This is a genomic window from Stenotrophomonas sp. GL_111, from assembly GCF_057835245.1.
The window spans coordinates 2,618,255-2,639,730 of sequence record NZ_CM174421.1 but is presented as its reverse complement, the minus strand read 5'-3'; the positions used below and the strand labels follow the sequence as shown (position 1 = coordinate 2,639,730).

The following is a 21,476-nucleotide window of genomic DNA, read 5'->3' as shown; positions in this document are numbered from 1 at the left end:
GCCGGCGTTTTTCGTTTGCAAAGAACGCATCGCGTTCACGACGTCGGTGGGATAAGGGCCCACGGGACCGGCGGTCACGCCGTCGGCGATGCGTCCGTTGCAGGAGAGCTCGATGTCCACCCCCACCCCGACCCGCCGCCCCCGCCATTGGCTGGTGGCCGTGCTGGCGATCGTCATCCTGATTCTCGGTCTGCTGCTCGCTGCCGGTGGCGCCTGGCTGGCCCGGCTGGGTGGCTCCTGGTACTACGTGCTGGCCGGTGTCGGGCTGCTGCTGTCCGCCGTGCTGCTCTGGCGCGGGCGACGCAGTGGCGCGCTGTGGTTCGGCGCGGTGCTGCTGGGCACGCTGCTGTGGACTGCCTGGGAGTCCGGCAGCGACTACTGGCGCTGGGTGCCGCGGCTGGGCTTGATCGTCGGCATCGGCCTGCTGCTGGCGCTGGTGCTGCCCACGCTGGATCGCCCGGTATCGCGCAGGCTGTCGCGCAGCATCGCCAGCGTGCTGGCACTGGTGTTCGTGGCCGCCTTCGGCCTGGCCTTCGTGCCGCACGGTGTTACCGCCGCGCAGGCGGCTTTCCCCGAGCCGGAGGTGTCGGCCGGGCTCGCGCCCACCGCCGAGGCACCGCTGCAACCGGCCGACCGGCCGGCCGATGGCGACTGGGCCGCGTACGGTCGCAACAACGCCGCCACCCGGTTCTCGCCGTTGCAGCAGATCACCCGCGACAACGTCGCCAGCCTGACCCCAGCCTGGCAGTTCCGCACCGGCGACCTGCCGGCCAAGCGCTGGGGGGCGGAGACTACGCCGCTGAAGATCGGCAACAGCCTGTACCTGTGCACCGCGCGCAACCAGCTGATCGCGCTCGACGCGACCACGGGCACGCAGCGTTGGCGCTTCGACCCCAAGGTCAAGGACGCCTCGATTCCGTACACGGCGGCCTGCCGTGGGGTGGCGTACTACGAGATGCCGGCCGCGGCGGAGGACACCACGCTGGCCGATGCCGCCGCCGACCTGGCGGTGCAGGGCGTCAGCGTGCCGATACTGACCCAACTGCCGCGCGGCGCCTGCGCGGCACGGATCATCGAAGGCACCCTGGATGGACGCCTGATCGCGGTGGATGCGGCCACCGGCAAGCCCTGCACCGGGTTCGGCAACAACGGCCAGATCGACATCACCGTCGGCATGGGCGACAGCCCGCCCGGCTATGTTTCGATCACCTCGCCGCCGGCGATCGTGCAGGGTGTGATCGTCACCGGCCACCAGGTCCTCGACGGCCAGCGCCGGGATGCCCCGTCCGGGGTGATCCAGGCCTATGACGCGGTCACCGGCAAGCTGCGCTGGGCCTGGGACATGGACCAGCCCGGGCGCAGCGGCGCACCGCCGCCGGGCCAGACCTACACCCGCGGCACCCCGAACATGTGGACCACCGCCACCGGCGATGACCAGCTGGGCCTGGTCTACCTGCCGATGGGCAACTCGGCGGGCGACTACTGGAGCGGCTCGCGCACCGAGAACCAGAACAAGTACGCCACTTCGCTGGTCGCCATCGACGTCAACACCGGCAAGCCGGTCTGGCATTTCCAGGCGGTGCGCAAGGATGTGTGGGACTACGACATGGGCTCGCAGGCCACGCTGATCGACTACCCGACCGCCGCCGGCAAGGTGCCGGCGATCCTGCTGCCGACCAAGCAGGGCGACATGTACGTGCTGGATCGCCGCACCGGCCAGCTGCTGACCCCGGCCGAAGAACGCAAGGTGCCCGGCGGCGGCGTGGAGCCTGAGCAGCGCGCGCCGACCCAGCTGTTCTCGCTGTATCACACGCTGCGCAAGCCGGACCTCACCGAGCGCGACATGTGGGGTATCACCCCGATCGACCAGCTGGTCTGCCGCATCCAGTTCCGCAAGGCCAGCTACGAAGGCTTCTACACTCCGCCCACCGCCGACCGTCATTCCATCGAGTACCCCGGCTACAACGGCGGCTCGGACTGGGGCAGCGTGGCGGTGGACCCGCGCCGTGGCGTGATCGTGGCCAACTACAACGACATGCCCAACTACAACCTGCTGGTGCCGCGGGCGACCGCCGACCGGCTTGGCTGGCTGCCGCGCGAGCAGGTGCGCGCCGACAAGGGCGGGGCCGAAGGTGCGGGCGACCCGCAGGTGGGCACGCCGTATGCCATCGACGTCAACGCCGGCTGGCGGCTGCCGTTCACCGGGCTGCTGTGCAAGCAACCGCCCTATGGCGGCATCCGCGCGGTGGACCTGCGCACCGGCAACACCCTGTGGGACCGCCCGTTCGGCAGCGCGCGCGGCAACGGCCCGTTCGGTATCCGCTCGGGCCTGCCGATCGAGATCGGCACCCCCAACAATGGCGGCGCGGTGGTGACGGCCAGTGGCCTGATCTTCATCGCCGCCGCCACCGACGATCTGCTGCGTGCGATCGACCTGAAGACCGGCAAGGAGCTATGGCATGCCAAGCTGCCTGCGGGCGGCCAGGCCAATCCGATGATCTACGAGGTGGGCGGCCGGGAGTACGTGGTGATCATGGCCGGTGGGCATCACTTCATGGAGACGCCACCCGGGGATTACGTGATTGCCTACGCGTTGCCGAAGACATGACGTGGATGGAGTGGGGTTACGTGCACTTGCCCGAGGCGGGCGCCTACGATTGCGATGATCGACAGCGCGCGGCATGAAAACCGCGGTCCGTTGATGGGCTCAGGAGCGCGGTGCGCGCTGCGTGTATCCTTGATGGATCGTGCTCACAACAAGGATGTCCATGCGCCGTTTCCTGCTTTGTTCCGTGCTGCTGCTTTCCAGTATGTCCACTACTGCGATGGCGGCCGCCGCAGCCGATGTTCCGCTTGTACCCAACAGCGAGTTGATCCGCTACTGGACGCCGTCCCGCAAGCCGTTCTCGCCGACATTCCGCCCGACCACGAATCTGAAGAAAATGGCCGAGGTGGTTGAACTGGCTTACACGATCGACAAGCGCGGGCGCGCGCGCGATGTGCAGGTGCTGTCCTTCAGCCCTGCCGACACCAAGCCGCAGTGGGCGGTGGATGCGATCAAGGCGCTGCGCTACACCCCGGCCGAAGGCAATCCCGACGCCATGCCGATCCGCACGGAGACCACCGTGAGCTTCCAGGGCTCGCCGCGGCGTTGAGCCGCCTCAGGTGGCGGGCACCCGCACCATCCGGGTCAGCAGGTGTTCCACCACGCCGGCCGGATCGGCGGTGCGCCCGACATGCGTGCTCGAACATCTGCACCACCGAGCTGCGCTTGGCAGTGAGGAAATGGAAGCGTGCGCGCGCAGGCAACTGCGCGATCGGGCCGGCACCGGCATCGCCGCGGCAGATCGCCACGATCGCATCCAGCCACGGCTGCAACGCCGCCAGATCCAGTGCCGGGGCGAACGCCTGCATGCGTGCCGGATCGATCTCGATGGCCGCTTCCAGGTGCTTGGCACCGGGGCAGGACACGATCACCCCGACGTTGATGAACTCTTCGCGCTCCACCCGCGGTACCACGCGGATGACCGCATAGTCATACGTATGCAGCGTGGGCACGGACGGCCTCCTGGACGAAAGTGGCGCGTACCTGCAGGCGACGCTTGAGGTAATCCACGTAGGCCTGGCGGTAGGCCGCCGGGCTGTCGAACGCGGGCTCATCCACCAGCCAGCTGTCCGGTACCAGCGCCACGATGCGCTTGATCTCGGCGTCGGGCAGCAGGGCGGCCAATTCGGCATCGACGTCGGCGATCTGGGTGGCGAATGGCAGCAGCACATGGTCGCGGATCAGCACGAAGGGCTTCTCGCAGGCTTCGCCGGCGTTGGCCCAGTCGTGGTGGAAGTACATCGCTGCGCCGTGGTCGATCAGGTAGAGCTTGCGGTGCCACACCATCAGGTTCGGGTTGCGCGCGGTGCGGTCCACGTTGCTGGTGAACGCATCGAACCACACGATGCGCGAAGCCAGGTCCGCGTCCACCGGCATGGCGGCCGGATCGTAGTTGATCGCCCCGGGCAGGTAATCGCTGCCCAGGTTGAGGCCCTCGCTGGCACGGATCAGGTCCTGGATTTCCGGGTCCGGCTCGGTGCGCGCGAACTCGCGGTCCAGCGCCACAAACATGATTTCCGGAATCGGCAGGCCCAGCGTGCGTGCCAGTTCACCGGCAATCAGTTCGGCAATCAGCGCCTTGGGCCCCTGGCCGGCGCCGCGGAACTTGAGCACGACCATGCCGTCGTCGTCGGTCTCGACCACGGCGGGCAGTGAGCCGCCCTCGCGTAACGGGGTGATGTAGCGCAGCGCCTGCAGAGTACGCACGGAGGGTCCATGGACGGAGATACGGCGCCATCTTACCGTGGCGCGCAGCGTGGCCGATGATCCCGAAGCGAAGGGGGGCGCCGCCATGCATCCGATGACGCTGCAGCGGTTCTTCATGCTCCAGGGCGATCACCTGCACACGTTCACCAGTAGCCCGCGCTCACTGGAGTAGGCGGGTAGTTCCATCCGCAATGGCCGGAGTGTTTCTGGCGTCGCCATAAATTGTGATGCGCGTCTCGTTGGTTATGGGGCGGCGCAAGTGAAGATCCGGCGATTTTCATTCAGGCCATGTGAATGACGAAAATAATGTCCGTGATGACGAAGATTGCGTGCTAAAAGGAGGCGCCAGACATTCAGCATCTGGTATCCGATAGTGGGAATACGACGAAACAAACAGGAGTCATACCATGGCTAATCTTGTTCGCGCGTTGCAGGTTTCCTTGAACCTGCGTTCGGTCAGTCCGACCCAGAGCATCCGTTCCAAATACATCTACTGGATTATCTTCTAAGCGTAGTTGCTCCGCTTTTTCCATGTGTATTCCAGGGGTGGTCGATGGCCACCCCTGGTATTTCAGGGGGTGGTATGCCGGATCAGCGCGCGGAAACGGAAGTCGTTTCAATCGACGACCTGCTGGAGCGGGTTCGCCAGGAAGGGCCGGTACTCACCTTCCAGAATGATGTCGTGGGTATTTTTGATCCGACCCTGGCGGTCAAGGTCGACAAGGCGAACACGGACAAGCACACCGTTCCTGATTCGCTGATTGATTTTCTCGGGTTGCGCGGATCGGCGGCACCGGTGGCCTGGCGCGAGGTGCGCGCGCTGCTGAGCGAGCAGGGCGGCCGGCTCGCGGCGCCTGAGCATATGCGCACCCTGTATGCGCGCATGCACGACTTTCTGTCGCAGCGCTGCGGCAGCAGCGTCCATGACCTGAGCGAACTGAGCTGGTGGGCCATCTCCGAGCCCCTGCTGCCGCTGCTGATCGAAGGCATGAACCAACGCGACACCGATGCGTTGATTGGCGAGCAGAAGACCCGCTACAACGGAATCGTGCTGCAGGACTTCTCCTTCCTGCGCCGGGTCCTCAACTTCCACTTGTCACGCAAAGCGGCGCGCACGGTATCGCGGCACATCCGGCAGCGCACCCGGGAAGCCACCCCGCGCGATGATTTTCTGCAGTCGGTGCTGCCGCTGGTGGGCCGGATCGGCGTGGATCGCGTGGCCTATCTGATTTCCACCGTGCTGGCCGGCATGTCCGGCCTGCCCGGGATCACCGCCGCCAGCCTGCTGTATGCCATGCACCGTTATCCGGAATGGCAGGAGCGCATCCGCGCGGAGACGACGGCGCTCAGCCTGGAAGACCTGTACACGTTGCCGATGCGCGAACTGCCGTGCACCTCGCGGTTCGTCAAGGAAACCATCCGGGTCTGGCCCGGGCTATTCGCGCTGCGCCGCCCGGCATGGCACGACATCGAGGCCGAAGGCGTAACCATCAAGAAGGGCGCCGCCTACGAGCTGTCCTCCTATTACCAGCACCATTCCCCGGAGTTCTGGGAGGCGCCGGATGTGTTCGATCCGGACCGCTGGCTGCCGTCGCGCCGCCAGCCCAACAAGGGCGCCTACGTTCCCTTCGGTTTTGCCTCGCGTGCCTGCATCGGCAGTGCGGTGGGGCATGCACAGTTGGTGCTGTTCTGCGCACTGGTCACGCGGGATTTCGACATCCAGGTGCAGACCGATCCGGCGCCGTGGATGCAGCTGGAGGGTTTCGCCATTCCCATCGATTTCAAGGGGGTGGTGACGCGGCGGCGGCAGGAGGCGTAACGGTGGAGGTACGCTGCTGTGTCTGCTCCTGCGACTCCAGGCCCTTTTGGCGTTGGCTGGTGATCGATAGATCGATGGACGGCGAGGTAAGGGGACCTATTGGACCGTGACGTGAAGCACGCAGGCAGGGGTGGCGTTCTCTGGGGGTGTCGATGCGTCCCCGATCCGGTCGACGATGACACTCAGGCCATGGCCCTGGAATTGCTCGTAGACCGCACGACCATGCTCGCCGCGAACGGTTTCCCGTGCGAATCCCACGCCGGTGAGCTCAGCTGAAAACCTATCGAAATCAATCTGGCAGATCTCCGTCGTCGGAGCAGACTGATCTGGCGTTGTATCAATGAAGTCGAGGTCAAGGCGCGCCCCCGGGCTGCCCGCCTTCTTTATATCAAGGCCATAGCCCCATTCGGGTGTCACCTTCCCACCATAGCCGAAGTGCCCGGGACCGAATGATTGTGCCGGACGCTGCATGACGGTCGATACACGTTCCATCGTCAACGCACTTGCTGATCGCGTGCTTTTGATCAGTTTAAGCACGTGCAGCAACAGCTGTTCGGCGGTGAAGTTCATCGGCACGCCTGCATCGTGAGCGGTCGATGTCACGAAAGAGGGTCCTTGCGCAGCTGGGGCTCGATCGGTCGCGTGCGTACACCCCAAGAGAGAGGCGGTACAGAGGGCGATGGTCCATGGCCGCATGAGTGCGTACCCAGGCATGAGCGTTCCCAGCGTGACGAGTTCTGACCATAGTGTAGGGCGAGCCGAGCACCCAGCACTTCCGGCCCATTCACGACACAACCGACGGTGCTAGATTCGGCACCTGCCCGGCGACGGCCCTGCCGCCGGGTGCCCACCTACGCAAGGGGATCGTAATGCGCATTCGTCGTACCTCGTTGGCCGCGGCCGTTGCCGCTGCCACCTTCGGCCTGTTCGCGGCCGGCCCGGCCCTGGCCGACTACGCCAAGCCGCCGGAGCACCTGCTCAAGGTGCTCAAGGCGCCGCCGCCGCCCGTGCCCAGCCTGGACCCCAGCGGCCGGCGCCTGCTGCTGACCACCAGCCAGACTTACCCTTCGATCGCACGCGTGGCCCAGCCGTATCTGAAGCTGGCCGGCGTGCGCCTGGAGCCGAAGAACCGCAGCCGCCATGACACCCAGGGCGGCTACGGTATCCCGGCCTGTGTGGGCGATTTCACCCTGGTCGATGTCACCAGCGGCAAGGGCACCAAGGTAGCCCTCCCGCAGGGCTGCGCCAGCGCCGCGCAATGGTCGGCCGATGGCAAGCGCTTCGTGTTCCAGAACGCGGTGGCGACCTCGGTGCAGCTGTGGGTGGGCGATGCGACCACCGGTGCGGTCAAGCAGATTCCCGACGTGGCGTTGAATCCGATCTTCGGCTACACCGTGCAATGGCTGGGCGGCGGGCAGCAGTTGCTGGTCAAGCTGGTGCCGGCCAAGCAGGGCCCGGCACCGTCCGATGGCGGCGTACCGACCGGTCCCGATGCGCAGGAGTCGCTGGGCAGCACTGGCGAGAGCAGCACCTACGAGGCCCGCGATACGCTCACCAGCGTGCATGACGAGCAGCTGTTCGCCTATTACGGGTTGTCGCAGCTGGCGGTGGTGGATGCCAACGCCGGCAGCGTGCGCCCGGTGGGTGCACCGGCGCTGTACAACGAGATCAATGCCGCGCCCGATGGCGTGCATGTGCTGACGGATACCTTGAAGGCGCCGTTCTCGCATGCAGTCACCTATCAGCGCTTTGCCAATGACCTGGCCGTGCTGGACCTGGCCAGTGGCCGCAGCACGCCGATTGCCAGCCTGCCGCTGGCCGACCGTGTGCCGGTGCACGGCGTGCCGGAAGGCCCGCGTGAGTTCGACTGGCGCGCCACCGATCCGGCCACCCTGGTGTACGCAGAGGCGCTGGACAAGGGCGACTGGAAAGTCAACGTGCCACACCGCGACCGCGTGCTGCTGCTGAAGGCACCGTTCACCGGCAAGCCGCAGCAGATCGCACTGACCGCGCAGCGTTTCCAGGGCATTGCCTGGAGTGCCGATCCGGCCGTGTCCTTCCTGTACGAGAACGATGAGAACCGCCATTGGCGGCAGACCCGCATCGTCGATGTGGACCAGCCCAAGAAGGAAGGCCGCCTGCTCTGGGATCTGTCCAGCGATGAGCAGTATGCCGACCCGGGCAACTTCGTGTTCACCCGCCTGCCCAACGGGGCCGCGGTGGTACGCCGCGAGGGCAATACGGTGTTCCTGCGCGGGCAGGGTGCCTCGCCGCAGGGCGATCGCCCGTTCCTGGACGCACTCAACCTGGGGTCGTTGCAGGCCGAGCGTCTGTTCCGCAGCGACGCCGACGCCTATGAGCAGTTCATCGGTTTCGGTGCCACGCCGGGCCACCTGGTCACCTGGCACCAGTCGGTGATGGACCCGCCGAACGCCTTCGTGCGGCTGTTGGGCGAACGCGTGGAAGCGGCCAAGCAGGGCGAAGCGCAGTTCGTCTCCAAGCCGGATGTGCTGACCCGCCTGACCGACCCGACTCCGGAAGTGCGTCAGATCCAGAAGCGCCTGGTCACCTACAAGCGTGCCGATGGCGTGGATCTCTCCTTCACCCTGTACACCCCGCCGGGCTACAAGGAAGGCCAGCGTGTGCCGGCGATCCTGTACGCCTATCCGGCCGACTTCGCCAACGCCGCGCAGGCCGGGCAGGTGTCGGGCTCGCAGCAGACCTTCACCCGTCTGCAGCCGTACCGGCTGATGCTGCTGGCCGGCTACGCGATCATCGACAACGCCTCCTTCCCGATCGTCGGCGATCCCAAGACCGCCTATGACACCTATCTGGAGCAGCTCGAAGCCGATGCCAAGGCCGCCGTGGACAAGGCGGTGGACCTGGGCGTGGTGGATCGCAACCGCATCGGCATCACCGGGCACAGCCACGGTGGGTTGATGACCGCCAACCTGATCGCGCACACGAACCTGTTCAAGGCCGGCGTGGCGACCAGCGGTTCGTACAACAAGACTTTCACCCCGTTCGGTTTCCAGAACGAGCGACGCTCGGTGTGGCAGGCGCAGGATGTGTACCTGAAGGCCTCGCCGTTCTTCTACGCCGACAAGATCAAGCTGCCGCTGCTGCTGGTCCACGGCGAGGATGATGCCAACCCGGGCACCGAGCCGTTCCAGTCGCGCAAGCTGTACCAGGCGATCCGCGGCAACGGCGGCACCACCCGCCTGGTGATGCTGCCCAACGAGCCGCATTGGTATACCGCGCTGGAGTCGAACCAGCAGCTGGTCTACGAAATGCTCAACTGGTTTGATACCTACGTGAAGAGCGCACCGGCGGCAAGCAAGTAATTCCGCCAGGGCCTCCATCGACGGCCGCATCGTTCGCGATGCGGCCGTTGCTGTTTCAGGCGGGCCGGCGCGATGGGGATAGACTGGCGTTCAGTCCTCATCGTGAGTGCGACCATGTCCAAGCGGACCCGCATGCTTGTTGCCCCTGTCCTCGGCATTGTTCTTGCCGTGCAGGCAGGCAACGCCGCGCCAGCCGATGCGCCGGCCGTCAATCCGCTCTACGTGACGCCTGTCGAGTCGCTCACGCCCGACCAGGTGCGCTATCTGCAGCGCCAACTCACCGACTGGCCGCAACTGCAGCGCTACGCCGCCGAGAACGCGACATTGCCGCCGCCGGTGGCCGGTACGCCACGGGTGGTGTTCTTCGGCGACTCCATCACCGAAGGCTGGGGCAAGACCGGCAGTGCGACGTTCTTTCCCGGCAAGGGCTATATCAACCGCGGCATCTCCGGGCAGACCACCGCACAGATGCTGCTGCGCTTCCGCCAGGATGTGATCGCGCTGAAGCCGGCGGTGGTGGTGATCCTGGCCGGTACCAATGACATCGCCGGCAACACCGGGCCGGCCACGCAGGCGATGATCGAAGACAACCTGCACTCGATGGTGGAGCTGGCGCAGGCGCACGGCATCCACGTGGTGCTCGCCTCGGTACTGCCGGTCAGCGAATACCCGTGGCAACCGGGCATCCGGCCAGCGCCAAAGGTGCGTGCGCTCAACGCTGCACTGCAGCGTTGGGCGGGGATGCACAAGGTGATCTATCTGGATTACCACGCGGCCATGCGCAATCGTGATGGTGGGCTGGACAAGGCGCTGGCCGAAGATGGCGTGCATCCAACCGGCGCAGGCTATGCACGGATGGCACCGTTGGCGGAGAAGGCCATCGCTGCGGCGCTGGCGCAGCCGGGGAACTGAGTCGTCCCGCCCGGCATCGCTGGCGACCGCCATCGTGTGGAAGCTGCGTAGCGATCACACCTATACTTCGGCCATTCAAGAACAGTCGGGTACCAAGGCATGGCGGAGATCACTAAAGCGCGAACCGGACAGTTCATGCGCCAGCTTTTCGTGCTTCTGATGCAGCGACCCGAGGGCATGCGCGCAGCGGAAGCGCTGCATCAGCTGGCAGGACATTTCCAGTTGAGTGAATACGAAGCTGGGGAGTATGCGTCCGGGGGGCGGCGTTTCGAAAAGATTGTCCGTTTCGCCACGGTCGATACGGTCAAAGCCGGTTGGCTGGTGAAGGAAAAGGGTATCTGGACCGTCACTGTCGAAGGCGCGGCTGCCGTGCAGATGTACCCCGATCCGGGGGCTTTCTACGGACAGGCAGTGCGCCTGTACCAGCAATGGAAGCATACCCAGCCTGCAGTCGAAGCGGACACCCTGGACGATACGGCGGTGGAGAACGCGGCTGGCTTGACGCTGGAGTATGCCGAAGAGCAGGCATGGAGCGAGATTGCCCTGCATCTTGCCGCCATGCCGCCCTATGAGTTCCAGGATCTGGTGGCGTGCCTGCTGCGCGCGATGGGCTACCACGTTGGGTGGGTGGCGCCGCCGGGCAAGGATGGGGGCGTGGATATTATTGCCTTCAACGATCCGCTCGGTACGCGCCCGCCGCGCATCAAGGTGCAGGTCAAGCGCAATGCCAATTCACCCCGCATCGATGTGATGGGGCTGCGCAGCTTCATGGCGGTTCTGGGCGAGGGTGATGTTGGTTTGTTCGTCGCCTTGTCGGGTTTCACCAAGGACGCGGATTTCGAGGCGCGACAGAGTCACCGACGGGTGACACTGATCGGTGGAAATGAGCTGGTCGAATTGTGGACCAAGCACTACCAGCAGCTGGACGACGAAGCGCGCCGAATGCTGCCGTTGAAGCCGGTCTGGTTCCTCGCCGGCAACGACTAAGCGCAGTTACCATCGGCACTCACCCCAGCGGCAGCGCCTCCAACGCACGCGACAGCCGGTCGTGCAGTTCGCGCACGCGCTCGGCGCGGGCATCCACGCGATGCTCATCACCGAAGCTGCGCACATAGGCACAGGCAGCAGAACGGGCCGCGCGCTTTTCGTAGCGGGCGATCCACGCCAGCCGCTGCGGATCGTCGGCCTGTTCGGCCGACCACGCCGCCACCGGCGGGCGGATGCGCTGCCGAATGCCGATCCGCCACGGCTTGGCGGTCAGGCGTGCGCGGAAGCAGTGCTGCAATTTGCACATCCGTACGTACAGCGCGTCGGTGCCAAGCGCATTGAAGAAGTCGTGCACGGCGGCGTCGTGCGGTGCGAACGTGGCGTGCATGGCCAACACACGCAGACCGGCAGGCGTGCGGTAGGCGCGCAGGTGCCAACCCGGATGGTGGTCGCAGAATGTCTGCACGCGTTGCAGTGCGAGGCCCTCCACGCCGCCGGCCAGTGCCAGCCGGCGCTTGCGTCGCCACGCCATCGCTTCATTGACCAGCACCATCAGCGCACCGCCAACGCCCAGGCCGACGTTGAAATTGCCCAGTGCGCCGCCGACCAACGCGCCGGTCACCAACAAGGCCAGGGCACCGAGCAGGGGCAGCGCGCAACCGGTGCGGGTGATGGGGTGGTCGATATCGGCGAACAGCACGTCCGGGCTGTTCAGGCACAGCGCGCCGTAGCTGTTGCGGGTGACGATGGCGTCATCGGTACGCTGCACGATCTGCTCGCGGATCGGCACGCCCTCCACGCCGTAGCGCGTGCGACGTTCCCGGCGCGGAACGGGCTGTCCGCGCAGCAGGGCATCAAGTGCTTCGCGGGCACGTGTGTCGGCATGCGTCTGAGCCTCCTCCGGGCCGTCATCGGACCAGCCAAAGCGGCGCACGATCACGGGGCGCCCCCTATACCGGTCTTCCAGCCGCGCTTCGGCCCAGTACGCTGGAACGATCATCATCTGCACACTCCTTAGCCTTGCCCTGGCATCCTGCCGCTGTGAGTCTGGCACAGGCACTGGAGAAGCGCACAGGCAGGCTGCGGTTCTTGCACACCTGAGGATGGACGCTGTGCCCTGGCGCAGGCAAAGTGCCTGGGCCGGGGATCGGCCTGTCGACACTGCCGCACGGGGAGCGTGATGCATATCGGAATCAATCTTGCTGTGGCGATGGCGGCACTGCTGCTGATCTCGCCCGGGGTCGTGGCGGCCGATCCGGGCGCACCCGTTTCACCCGAGCGCCCGCGTACCTGTCTGGTGCTCGGCGGTGGCGGCGCGCGCGGGGCGGCGCATATCGGGGTACTCAAGGTGCTTGAGCGCGAGCGCGTGCCGATCGATTGCATCGTGGGCACCTCGATGGGCGCGGTGGTCGGCGGGCTGTATGCCTCCGGCTACAGTGCCGATGAGATCGAGGCGGTGCTGGACCGTATCGACTGGGCGCAGGTGCTGCGTGACAAGCCGCCGCGCGAGGAGCGCAGCATGCGCCGCAAGGAGGATGACCTGCGCCTGCTCGGCGGGGTGGAGGTGGGCCTGAGCAATGGCAAGATCGCCTTCCCGCGTGGGCTGATCCAGGGCCAGAAACTGCAGATGCTGCTGCGCCGCCTGCTGCTACCAACCTGGCAGGTGGAGGACTTCGACCAGCTGCCGATTCCGTTCCGGGCCATCGCCACCGATATCGTCAGTGGCGACAAGGTGGTGTTCGCGCGTGGTGACCTGGCTCTGGCGATCCGCGCCAGCATGTCGGTGCCGGGGGTGTTCGCACCGGTACGCTACGAAGGACGGCTGTTGGTGGATGGCGGCGTGGTCGACAACGTGCCCATCGAAGAGGCGCGCAAGCTGGGCGCGCAGCGGCTGATCGTGTCGCGGGTGGGCTCGCCATTGCTCACCGAGGAACAGCTGGATTCGCCGCTGGCGATCAGCCACCAGATGGCCAGCGTACTGATGCGCCGCGAAGTGGAGGCGCAGATCGCCACGCTGGGTCCGCAGGATCTGTTGATCACCCCGCCGCTGGGTGACATGGGCAGCCAGGATTTCAACCGGTCGCCGCAGGCGGTGGGTGTCGGCGAGCAGGCCGCGCAGGCCGAGTTGGTGGCGGTGCAGCGTTTCCAGGTGGATGCCGGGCACTATGCCGCGTTCCAGGCACAGCATCGTCCCCCTGCCTATGACGCCCCGATCGTGGCGTTCGTCGAGGTGCTGCAGGGCGGCACCCGCACCGCGCGCTACATCGACCAGCGCCTGCAGCCGGAGGTGGGAACGCCGCTGGTGCCGGACCGGGTGGAGCAGAAAGTGGCCACTGTGTACGGCGAGGGCCGCTACGAACAGGTGCAATGGCAGCTGGGCCAGCGCGATGGCCAGCAGGGGCTGGTGGTGGCGCCGCAGGACAAACGCTGGGGGCCGGATTTCCTGCATTTCGCGTTGCGCCTGTCCGATGATTTCGACGGCAGCAGCAACTACCAGCTGATCACCGAGATGACCCGCACCGGGTTGAGTGATCAAGGCGCGGAGTTGAAGTTGCGGCTGGGCCTGGGCGAGGTGGAAGAGGCCTTCGTGGAGTACTACCGCCCGTTCGGCAACCGCGGCCGGCATGCGCTGTCCAGCTATGCCAAGTACCGCGCCACCGATCTGGACCTGGCCCTGGTCACGGGCGGGGCGTTGGCCGAGTTCCGTTACAGCCAGTGGCTGGGCGGATTGCGCTGGGCGTACTCGCCGCATCCGGACTGGGAGCTGGCCGGTTTTGTCGAACGTGGCCGCGAGCGACTGCGGCTGGATGTCGGCAATCCCGTCGAGCTGGGTAACTACCGGGCCGACATGGGCAGTGTCGGCTGGCAGCTGCGGCATGACTCCATCGACAGTTCGGCCTTCCCCAGCCGCGGCCAGCGCCTGTCGCTGACCCGCCAGCACTATCTTTCGGCGCTGGGTACCGATGACCCCGCCGCGGTCACCCGCCTGCAGTGGGATGGTGCGTGGTCGCACGGGCACAACCGCTGGCTGGCCGGCGTACGCGCGTCCTCCGCGCATGGCGGCGACGACCTGCTGGCCACCTACGGTTTCCTCGGCGGTCTGGGCAACCTGTCCGGCTATCCCGAGCAGGCGATCTTCGCCCCGCAGACGGCCTTGACCCGGGTGCTCTACTACCGGCGCTTCGCCCACGCCGATTCGCTGCTGACCATTCCGCTGTATGTGGGCGGCAGCCTGGAATGGGGCGGTTTCTGGCAGCGCCGCGACGACGTGGACATCCAGGACATGCAGACCGCCGGCAGCATTTTCGTCGGCGCCGATACGTTCCTGGGGCCGGTGTTCCTCGGCTATGGGCGCGCGCAGGGCGGGCGGGATGCGTTCTACCTGACTTTCGGCTCACTGCTGCGCACGTTGGATGGGTTCTGAGCGGGGCGCCGCCATATCCAGGTGATAGATTGCGCGCTTGACGTGTGCACCCCCAAGGATGGAACCATGTTCGTGACGTTGCGTTGCCTGCTTGCCCTGGCCATGGCCGGTGCCGCAGGTATGGCCGGGGCCGCACCACCGGGGCCGGATATTCTTACCGGCGACGCCAGCCGCTTCTACGCGTTGTACGAGGCCAGCGCCGGCAAGCCCAGCGTGGCCCAGCTGACGCAGTATCTGGCGCAGGGCACACCGAGCCTGGCCGCGTTCACGAAGCTGCGCCGGGTCACGCCTGAGCGCATGGCCGAGGCGATCGCGCGCGATCCGGCGATGTATGCCAATGGCCGCGCGTGTCTGGCCGAACTACCGGCCGTTCGCCAGCGGCTGGTGAAGGTGTTCGCCAATCTGCAGGCCATCTATCCGCAGACGCGGTTCCCGCCCGTGGCCATCGTGGTGGGGCGCGGCAAACCGGTGGGCATGACCCATTCCAAGGGCGTGATCATCGGCCTGGAGGCACTGTGCGCGGCGGACTTCATGCACGCCAATGTGCAGGACCGTTTCGTGCATGTGATTGCCCACGAGTACGTGCATATCCAGCAGGACGCGCGCGAGTTCGAGCCGGGCGATCCGCGGGCGACGGTGCTGCGGGAGTCGCTGGGCGAGGGCATTGCGGAATTCATCACCGAGCTGACCTCCGGCAATGTGGGCAATGGGCGCCATGCCGAGTGGACGCGTGGCAAGGAAGTGCACATCGAAAGTGCGTTCGCCCTGGACATGGACAGCACCGACCTGTCGCCGTGGCTGTACAACCACAAAGCCGGGTCGCGCGAGCCGTACGACCTGGGCTATTGGGTGGGTTACCGCATCGCCAAGGCGTACTACCTGCAGGCCAGCGACAAGCGCGAGGCCATCCGTGCGCTGATCCGGCAGGACGATCCGAAGGCGATCCTGGTCCAAAGCGGCTGGACGCCGGGGATGTGGATGCCGGCCAAGGTGACCGGTGTAGCGGCGAGGACGGCGGCGCGGTGATCGCGCGCGCCGGCAACGGCATCCGCGCATGGCGTCTCAGGTTGAAGCGGGGTGGTGCAGCGCCTCCAGCAACCAATGGCAGAAGCTCATCACCAACGGGTCGCGCGCGCTGTCCTGGTGCAGCAGCCAACTCCAGCGCGGGCCACCTACAGACGTCGCGTCCATAGGCTGCAGCAGCCCCTGCGCACGCGCCGCGGTGGAGAGAAGTTCGCTGACCAGCGCGATGCCCAGGCCCTGGCTGGCGGCGTCCAGCAGTTGCCCGGGCTCGGAGAAGTTGAGGCCTTCGCTGCGCTGGCCGACATCGGCGCCGCCCTGCACCTGCCAGTGGCTCCAGTCCATCTCGCGCTCGCCATGCAACGTGGTGCGCTGCGCCGGTGGCAGGGCCAGCACCTGCGGATGGCAGGCCGGATACAGGCGGTCTTCCAGCAGTACGCGCAGGCTGCATTCGGCCTGCGCATCGAGGTCATCGCGCACGGCCACATCGATGGTCTGGCTGGCCATGTCCGGGATCTCTTCGCTGGTCAGCAGCCACAGGTCGGCCTGCGGCTCGCGGCGCTGGAAATCGGCCAGGCGCGGTACCAGCCAGTGCCGCGCGAACGCCGGGGTCGTGTTGACGATCAGCTGGTTGGGCTTGCGGTACTGATCGAGCCGGCGGATGCCGGCCGACAGCTGGCGCAGCATCGCCTGGGTGGTACCCAGCAGGTCCAGCCCGGCATCGGTCAGGCTCACGCTGCGCCCCTGACGGAAGAACAACGGCTGCTCCAGATAGCTTTCCAGCCCGCGGATCTGCTGGCTGATCGCCGACTGGGTGAGGTGCAGTTCCTCGGCGGCCTTGTGGAAACTGCCCAGCCGCGCGGCGGCTTCAAAGCCGCGCAGGGCGTTCAGGGGTGGCCAGTGCTTGAGCATGATCGATAAGCCGGACTGATCAGTAATGCGCTGAATCTATCGTTTGTGGCGGCCGGGGTACAGGCCTAGGATGGATTTCAACGGGTGAGGCCATCGGCCGGACCCATAAGTCATCCTTTCTTCACATCCTCTGCCGCTGGAGCATGCCATGTACACCCGTCGCCATTTCATCCAACAACTGGGCGCTGCCGCCGGCCTTGGCGGGCTGGCCGCGTGTGGGCTGGGCGGGGTGGTGGGGTCGGCGCAGGCCGCCACCGCCGGGCGCTGGTACATGCCCGATGAGCACGGCCCGCAGGAACGCATGATCGTGGCCTTCGCGGCCTCACCGCGGGTCTGGGAAGACAGCGCCGCGGCGGTCAACGACACCATCGCACTGATGGCGCGCACCATCGCCCGCCATCAGCCGGTGACGGTGCTGTGCCGCCCCGAACAGCTGGCGCTGGCGCGCAGCCGCTGTGGCAGCAGCAACATCGATTTCATCGACCTGCCACTCGACGATGTCTGGGTGCGCGACTACGGCGGCTGCTTCCTCACCGACGGCAATGGCGGGCTGGGCCTGGTCGATTTCAACTTCAACGGCTGGGGCAACAAGCAGCGCGCCGGCAACGATACCCGCGTGGCGGCGGTGCTGGCCGAGGAAATGGAAGCCACCCTGGTGCGCAGCACGCTGGTGGGCGAGGGCGGTGGCATCGAGGTGGACGGGCATGGCACGGCGATTCTCACCGAAAGCTGCTGGGTCAACCGCAACCGCAATCCCGGTGCCAGCCGCGCGCTGATCGAGGCCGAGCTGAAGGCACGCCTGGGCCTGCGCAAGGTGATCTGGCTGCCCGGCATCAAAGGCCAGGACATCACCGATGCACACGTGGATTTCTACGCCCGCTTCGTGCGCCCGGGCGTGGTGATCGCCAACCTGGACAACGACCCGGAGTCCTACGACTACGACGTCACCCGCGAGCATCTGGAGATCCTCAACGAAGCCACCGACGCCGATGGCCGCCGCCTGCAGGTGCACACCCTGCCGCCGCCGCGCAATGGGCGCAGCAACATCTACACCCGCGACAACCCGGACCTGGCGCTGGGCTACATCAACTACCTGCCGGTGAACGGTGCGGTGATCGCCCCGCAGTTCGGCGATGCGCGCGCCGATGCCTATTGCCGTGCATTGCTGGCCAAGCTGTACCCGGACCGGGTGATCGAGCAGATCAACATCGACCCGATCGCGGCCGGCGGTGGCGGTATCCATTGCGTGAGCAAGAACATGCCGCAGGTGTAGTGCCTTCCAGGTGTGCGGGTCGGCGGGCGGCGTAACCGTTGTGGTGCGTTAGGATTCAGCCATGGACATCCCCGACGACATCCACCAGCACGTACTCGGCATTGCCCGGGCCATTGCCGATGCGTCCAGCGTGGGCGATACCCGCGCGCAGTGGCGGCTGCATGGCGAGCTGCGTGAGTTCTGCCATGCGATGGCCGAGGCCGGCCGCGACCATCCGTTCCTGTGGGAAACGCTGGCCGACTTCACCCGCGATGACACCGTGGCGATCGGGCTGTACCAGCGTGCGCTGCTGCAGGTGCGGCAGCTGGGCACTGCCGAGGCCGAAGCCTCGATCTGCATGGAACTGGCGCAGCGCCACCTCGAACTGGACGAAGCCGCCACCGCGTATGACTTCGCGCTGCGTGCCAACGAGGTGGCACGGCATACCGCCGACCTGGAGCTGCGCCGCCGGGTCAGCCAGTTCCTGCTCGATCATGCGCCGGACGATCCGCACGCCTGAGCCGGGATGCTGCCCTTGGCAGCTTCCACGGCGCGGCCGGCCCACTAGCCGCGCCCGAAGCCCGCCTGCAGTTCGGCCAGATCCAGTGAGCCGTCGTGGTTGCCGTCCAGCCACTGGAACCGCATCTGCGCAGACCGCGCTACTTCCTCGGCGCTGAGCTCGCCATCGCCGTTGAGATCGGCCACGCGGATGCGGTCGGCAACCGAGGGCTGGCCGTCACGTTGCCGGCCGAGCACCGCCTGCAGTTCGGCGGCACTGAGCCGGTAGTTGTGGTCGGTGTCGAGCGCGCGGAAGAAGGCGCCGCCGCCGTATTCCTCAAGGCTGATCCGGCCATCCTGATTGCGGTCCAGCTGCGCGAAACGGGCGGCCGCGGTGGTCGGAATATCCTGGGCGTGCGCGGCGGCAGTGGCGGACAGGCCCAGCACCAGGGCGGCAAAGAAGGAAGAGGCGATGGCGGTCACGGGGCACTCGGCGGAACCGGCGGGAGCCGTCAGTGTCCGCCGCTGCCGGTCCACCCGCCACGGTAATCCACGCCGGCGCCACCGGTATTTCTACGGTGGCACACGCCGGAGCGGTGGGTCAGTTGAAGCGCCAGCGCAACCCGGCGTAGACCCCGCGCCCTTCGCCCGGGGTGGAACGTGCGACATCCTTGCCACCGTCGTTGTAGCCCGGCGTCACCGTGGCCGCGTAGTGGCGGTCGCCGATATTGCGCAGCTCGGCCCAGGCCTGCCAACGGCCGCCGGGCGCGTCATAGCCGACGCGGCTGCCGAAGATCAGGTGATTGTCGGCGCGGAAACTGTTGGCGTAGTCCACGAACATCGCCGAGGCGTACTCGGTGTTCAGCGCCGCGTAGAAGCCGGCCGGATGGTCGTAGCGCAGCTCGCCCTGGTAGTAGTGGCGCGGCAGGCCGGGCAGACGATTGCTGCCGAAGCGCGCGTCGTGGCGATAGCGGAAATCGCTGAAGGTGTAGGCCTGGCGGAGTGACAGGCGTCCATCGCGGCCCTCCCACAGCGTGCTGTCCAGGCCGGCTTCGATACCGCGGTGCACGGTGGGGCTGGCGTTGTTCTCGGCCACGAACAGGTTTGGTACCGGCAGCACTTCCACGGTGAGCAGTTCGTGCAGCACGTGTGCGTAGTAGCCGGTCAGTTCCCAGCGACCCAGTGCGCTGTCACCGCGCGCGCCGAGCTCCAGCGTGGTGGCGGTCTGGTTGACCAGGTTCACCGGCGCGCGCTGGCGGCCGCTGGAGGCGCCGTTGCCGGCGGGGAAATACTGGTTGGAGCCCCAGATCATCGACCACGGATGTGCCGGTTCCACCGAGCGGCTGATGTTGCCGAACCACTGTAGCTGCGCGCTCTGCTGCCAGGTGAAGCCCAGGCGCGGGGCGTAGTCCCAGTCGGTCTTTTTCAGGCGCTCGGGCGTGGCCGGCCAGGTCACCTGCACATCGCGGCGGGTGTTGATCAGGGCCACGCCGGTCTGCAAGTGCAGCGCATCGCTCAGTGCCAGGTCGTTGCCCAGGTGCAGCGTGCTGTCGGTGCCATGGTGTGAGAAATCGCGCGTATGCGTGCCGGCGGCGTAACCATTGCTGGCAAAGCGCAGCGTCTCGCGCACGTCGGCATCCAGATCGTGGGTGACACGCAGGCCGAGCGTGGTCACGCTGTCGCGACCGAACAGGATGTGGCGGTGGCGGTAGTCCAGCGTGGCGTTGAGGTTGCTGTAGTCCAGCTGCTGCCGGTACAGGCTCTCGTTCAAGTCCATCGGGTAGGCGTGGTACACCAGCCCGGCCTGCAGCGAAGACGCGTCATCGATCTGCCAGGTGGTCATGTTGCCGATGAACGTGCTGCCCGGCTGCGGGCGGCGCGCATCGATGGCCAGGTTGGCCGGATTGGCCGCGCGCGGATCGTTGCGGATCTGGTCACGGGTCAGCCGCCCGGGTGTTTCGTGATCGGTCTCGCGATAGCGCACGAAGAAGCGGGTTTCCAGCTGCGGGGTGATCTGCCAGCCCACGTTGGCCATCGCGCCCTTGCCCTCGCCACGGGCGTGGTACTGGTAACCGTCGGTTTCGCTCTCGGTGTAGGCCAGGTAGTAGTCGAGATCGCCGCTCACCCCGCCATAGCCGAAGCTGCGCTTCTGATAGCCGCGGCTGCCCGCTTCATACTGCAGTTCCAACCCGGCCGAATCGCGACCGCTGCGGCTGACGTAGTTGATCGCGCCGCCCAGGGCCAGCGCGCCGCGCTCGAAGCCGTTGGCACCGCGCAGTACGTCCACGCGGCTCAGCCACAGCGGTTCCAGCAGCTCGTAGGGTGTGCCGCCGGGGCCGCTCAGCGGCAGGCCATCCAGCGACACCGCAATCCCCGAGGCATGCGCGCCCGGGCCACGGTTGATGCCCGAGCCGCGGATGGAGACCTTGGCGCCCTCGTTGCCGGGCGACTGCGCGCTGATGCCGGGCTGGTAGGCCAGCACATCGGCGCTGGTGGACAGGCGGCGATCGCTGCTGGCCAGGTCGATCACGTTGCCGGCGCCGGGCACGCGCTTGAGCGCGGCGCGGGCCTGCTCGATCTCGCTGGCGGCGGTGACGTTGACCGCGTCCAGGGTGGTGGCCTGGGGGGCGGCGTGGGCGGGCGAGCTGAGAATGACGGCGAGAGCGAGGAACAGCGGGCACGGGGTAGCGCGGAACGACAGCAAAGGCATGGGAGAGGCCTGTAAACTATTTACGTGGCGCGCAAGTTAACAGGTGGCAGCCCAAACGTCACCCGGCAATCCGCGTCCGCCACGCCCACGCAACGCCTCCGAAGCCCATAGGGTAGAGCCACGCCATGCGTGGCTATCGCGGCGTCAGCCGCGCAGATCCCTCACCGCGCGGAATGCCGGATTGAAGACACGCGGCAGATGTTCATGGCAGCGGAACGAAAAGCAGCCACGCATGGCGTGGCTCTACCCGTCCTGGTAGGTCCCGGCCGTTGGCCGGGACGCTGTT

Annotated in this window: 16 protein-coding genes and 1 pseudogene; 10 read left to right on the top strand and 7 right to left on the bottom strand. The window is 66.7% G+C overall.

Annotation, left to right across the window (positions count from 1 at the left end; all coding sequences use genetic code 11):
* Positions 1-112 precede the first annotated feature (112 nt).
* Entirely contained in the window at positions 113-2,608 is a 2,496-nt protein-coding gene (locus AC3IPM_RS11765; protein WP_489300024.1) for a membrane-bound PQQ-dependent dehydrogenase, glucose/quinate/shikimate family, read from the top strand.
* A 160-nt stretch (positions 2,609-2,768) separates the two neighbouring features.
* A complete protein-coding gene (locus AC3IPM_RS11760; protein ID WP_489300023.1) occupies positions 2,769-3,155 on the top strand; it encodes an energy transducer TonB in 387 nt (128 codons plus the stop codon).
* A gap of 6 nt (positions 3,156-3,161) precedes the next feature.
* On the opposite strand, the pseudogene AC3IPM_RS11755 reads toward AC3IPM_RS11760, so the two are convergent.
* Positions 3,162-3,558: pseudogene (locus AC3IPM_RS11755) on the bottom strand (DUF3037 domain-containing protein).
* Complete coding sequence (locus AC3IPM_RS11750; RefSeq protein WP_489300022.1) at positions 3,536-4,312, bottom strand: HipA family kinase; 777 nt, start codon at positions 4,310-4,312, stop codon at positions 3,536-3,538. Before AC3IPM_RS11750 ends, AC3IPM_RS11755 begins: the two are co-directional and overlap by 23 nt.
* A gap of 583 nt (positions 4,313-4,895) precedes the next feature.
* Between AC3IPM_RS11750 and AC3IPM_RS11745 the strand changes: the two genes are divergently transcribed.
* Positions 4,896-6,131: a cytochrome P450 gene (locus AC3IPM_RS11745; protein WP_489300021.1), complete on the top strand. Its 1,236-nt coding sequence runs from the start codon at positions 4,896-4,898 to the stop codon at positions 6,129-6,131.
* A 96-nt stretch (positions 6,132-6,227) separates the two neighbouring features.
* Here AC3IPM_RS11745 and AC3IPM_RS11740 read toward each other — a convergent pair whose 3' ends face one another.
* On the bottom strand, positions 6,228-6,701 hold the full coding sequence (locus AC3IPM_RS11740) for a hypothetical protein (RefSeq protein ID WP_489300020.1): 474 nt from the start codon (positions 6,699-6,701) through the stop codon (positions 6,228-6,230).
* 299 nt (positions 6,702-7,000) lie between these two features.
* Between AC3IPM_RS11740 and AC3IPM_RS11735 the strand changes: the two genes are divergently transcribed.
* The 3 genes from AC3IPM_RS11735 to AC3IPM_RS11725 all read left to right on the top strand — a co-directional run bounded on the left by AC3IPM_RS11735 (position 7,001) and on the right by AC3IPM_RS11725 (position 11,374).
* The gene (locus AC3IPM_RS11735) at positions 7,001-9,475 is read left to right on the top strand and encodes a S9 family peptidase (protein ID WP_489300019.1); all 2,475 of its coding nucleotides are present in this window, start codon (positions 7,001-7,003) and stop codon (positions 9,473-9,475) included.
* Positions 9,476-9,607: 132 nt separating this feature from the next.
* Complete coding sequence (locus AC3IPM_RS11730; protein WP_489300018.1) at positions 9,608-10,387, top strand: SGNH/GDSL hydrolase family protein; 780 nt, start codon at positions 9,608-9,610, stop codon at positions 10,385-10,387.
* A gap of 99 nt (positions 10,388-10,486) precedes the next feature.
* Positions 10,487-11,374 carry a restriction endonuclease gene (locus AC3IPM_RS11725; RefSeq protein WP_489300017.1) on the top strand — a complete coding sequence of 296 codons (888 nt, stop codon included), beginning with the start codon at positions 10,487-10,489 and terminating at the stop codon, positions 11,372-11,374.
* Between the two features lie 19 nt (positions 11,375-11,393).
* On the opposite strand, the gene AC3IPM_RS11720 is transcribed toward AC3IPM_RS11725, so the two are convergent.
* Entirely contained in the window at positions 11,394-12,377 is a 984-nt protein-coding gene (locus tag AC3IPM_RS11720; protein ID WP_489300016.1) for a hypothetical protein, read from the bottom strand.
* Between the two features lie 177 nt (positions 12,378-12,554).
* Here AC3IPM_RS11720 and AC3IPM_RS11715 point away from each other — a divergent pair, with 177 nt between their 5' ends.
* Both AC3IPM_RS11715 and AC3IPM_RS11710 read left to right on the top strand, forming a co-directional pair.
* Entirely contained in the window at positions 12,555-14,798 is a 2,244-nt protein-coding gene (locus tag AC3IPM_RS11715) for a patatin-like phospholipase family protein (protein ID WP_489300015.1), read from the top strand.
* Positions 14,799-14,864: 66 nt separating this feature from the next.
* The gene (locus tag AC3IPM_RS11710) at positions 14,865-15,824 is read left to right on the top strand and encodes a DUF2268 domain-containing putative Zn-dependent protease (protein WP_489300014.1); all 960 of its coding nucleotides are present in this window, start codon (positions 14,865-14,867) and stop codon (positions 15,822-15,824) included.
* Between the two features lie 36 nt (positions 15,825-15,860).
* Here the strand turns inward: AC3IPM_RS11710 and AC3IPM_RS11705 are convergent, their stop codons facing one another.
* A complete protein-coding gene (locus tag AC3IPM_RS11705; RefSeq protein WP_489300013.1) occupies positions 15,861-16,730 on the bottom strand; it encodes a LysR family transcriptional regulator in 870 nt (289 codons plus the stop codon).
* Between the two features lie 148 nt (positions 16,731-16,878).
* On the opposite strand from AC3IPM_RS11705, the gene AC3IPM_RS11700 reads away from it, so the two are divergent.
* On the top strand, positions 16,879-18,003 hold the full coding sequence (locus tag AC3IPM_RS11700; protein WP_489300012.1) for an agmatine deiminase family protein: 1,125 nt from the start codon (positions 16,879-16,881) through the stop codon (positions 18,001-18,003).
* Positions 18,004-18,064: 61 nt separating this feature from the next.
* Positions 18,065-18,502, top strand: a complete 438-nt coding sequence (locus AC3IPM_RS11695) for a hypothetical protein (protein WP_489300011.1) — start codon at positions 18,065-18,067, stop codon at positions 18,500-18,502.
* A 44-nt stretch (positions 18,503-18,546) separates the two neighbouring features.
* Here AC3IPM_RS11695 and AC3IPM_RS11690 read toward each other — a convergent pair whose 3' ends face one another.
* Positions 18,547-18,963, bottom strand: a complete 417-nt coding sequence (locus tag AC3IPM_RS11690) for an EF-hand domain-containing protein (protein WP_489300010.1) — start codon at positions 18,961-18,963, stop codon at positions 18,547-18,549.
* A 118-nt stretch (positions 18,964-19,081) separates the two neighbouring features.
* Positions 19,082-21,190, bottom strand: coding sequence for a TonB-dependent receptor family protein (locus AC3IPM_RS11685; RefSeq protein ID WP_489300009.1), 2,109 nt, complete (start codon positions 21,188-21,190; stop codon positions 19,082-19,084).
* Positions 21,191-21,476: the final 286 nt, after the last annotated feature.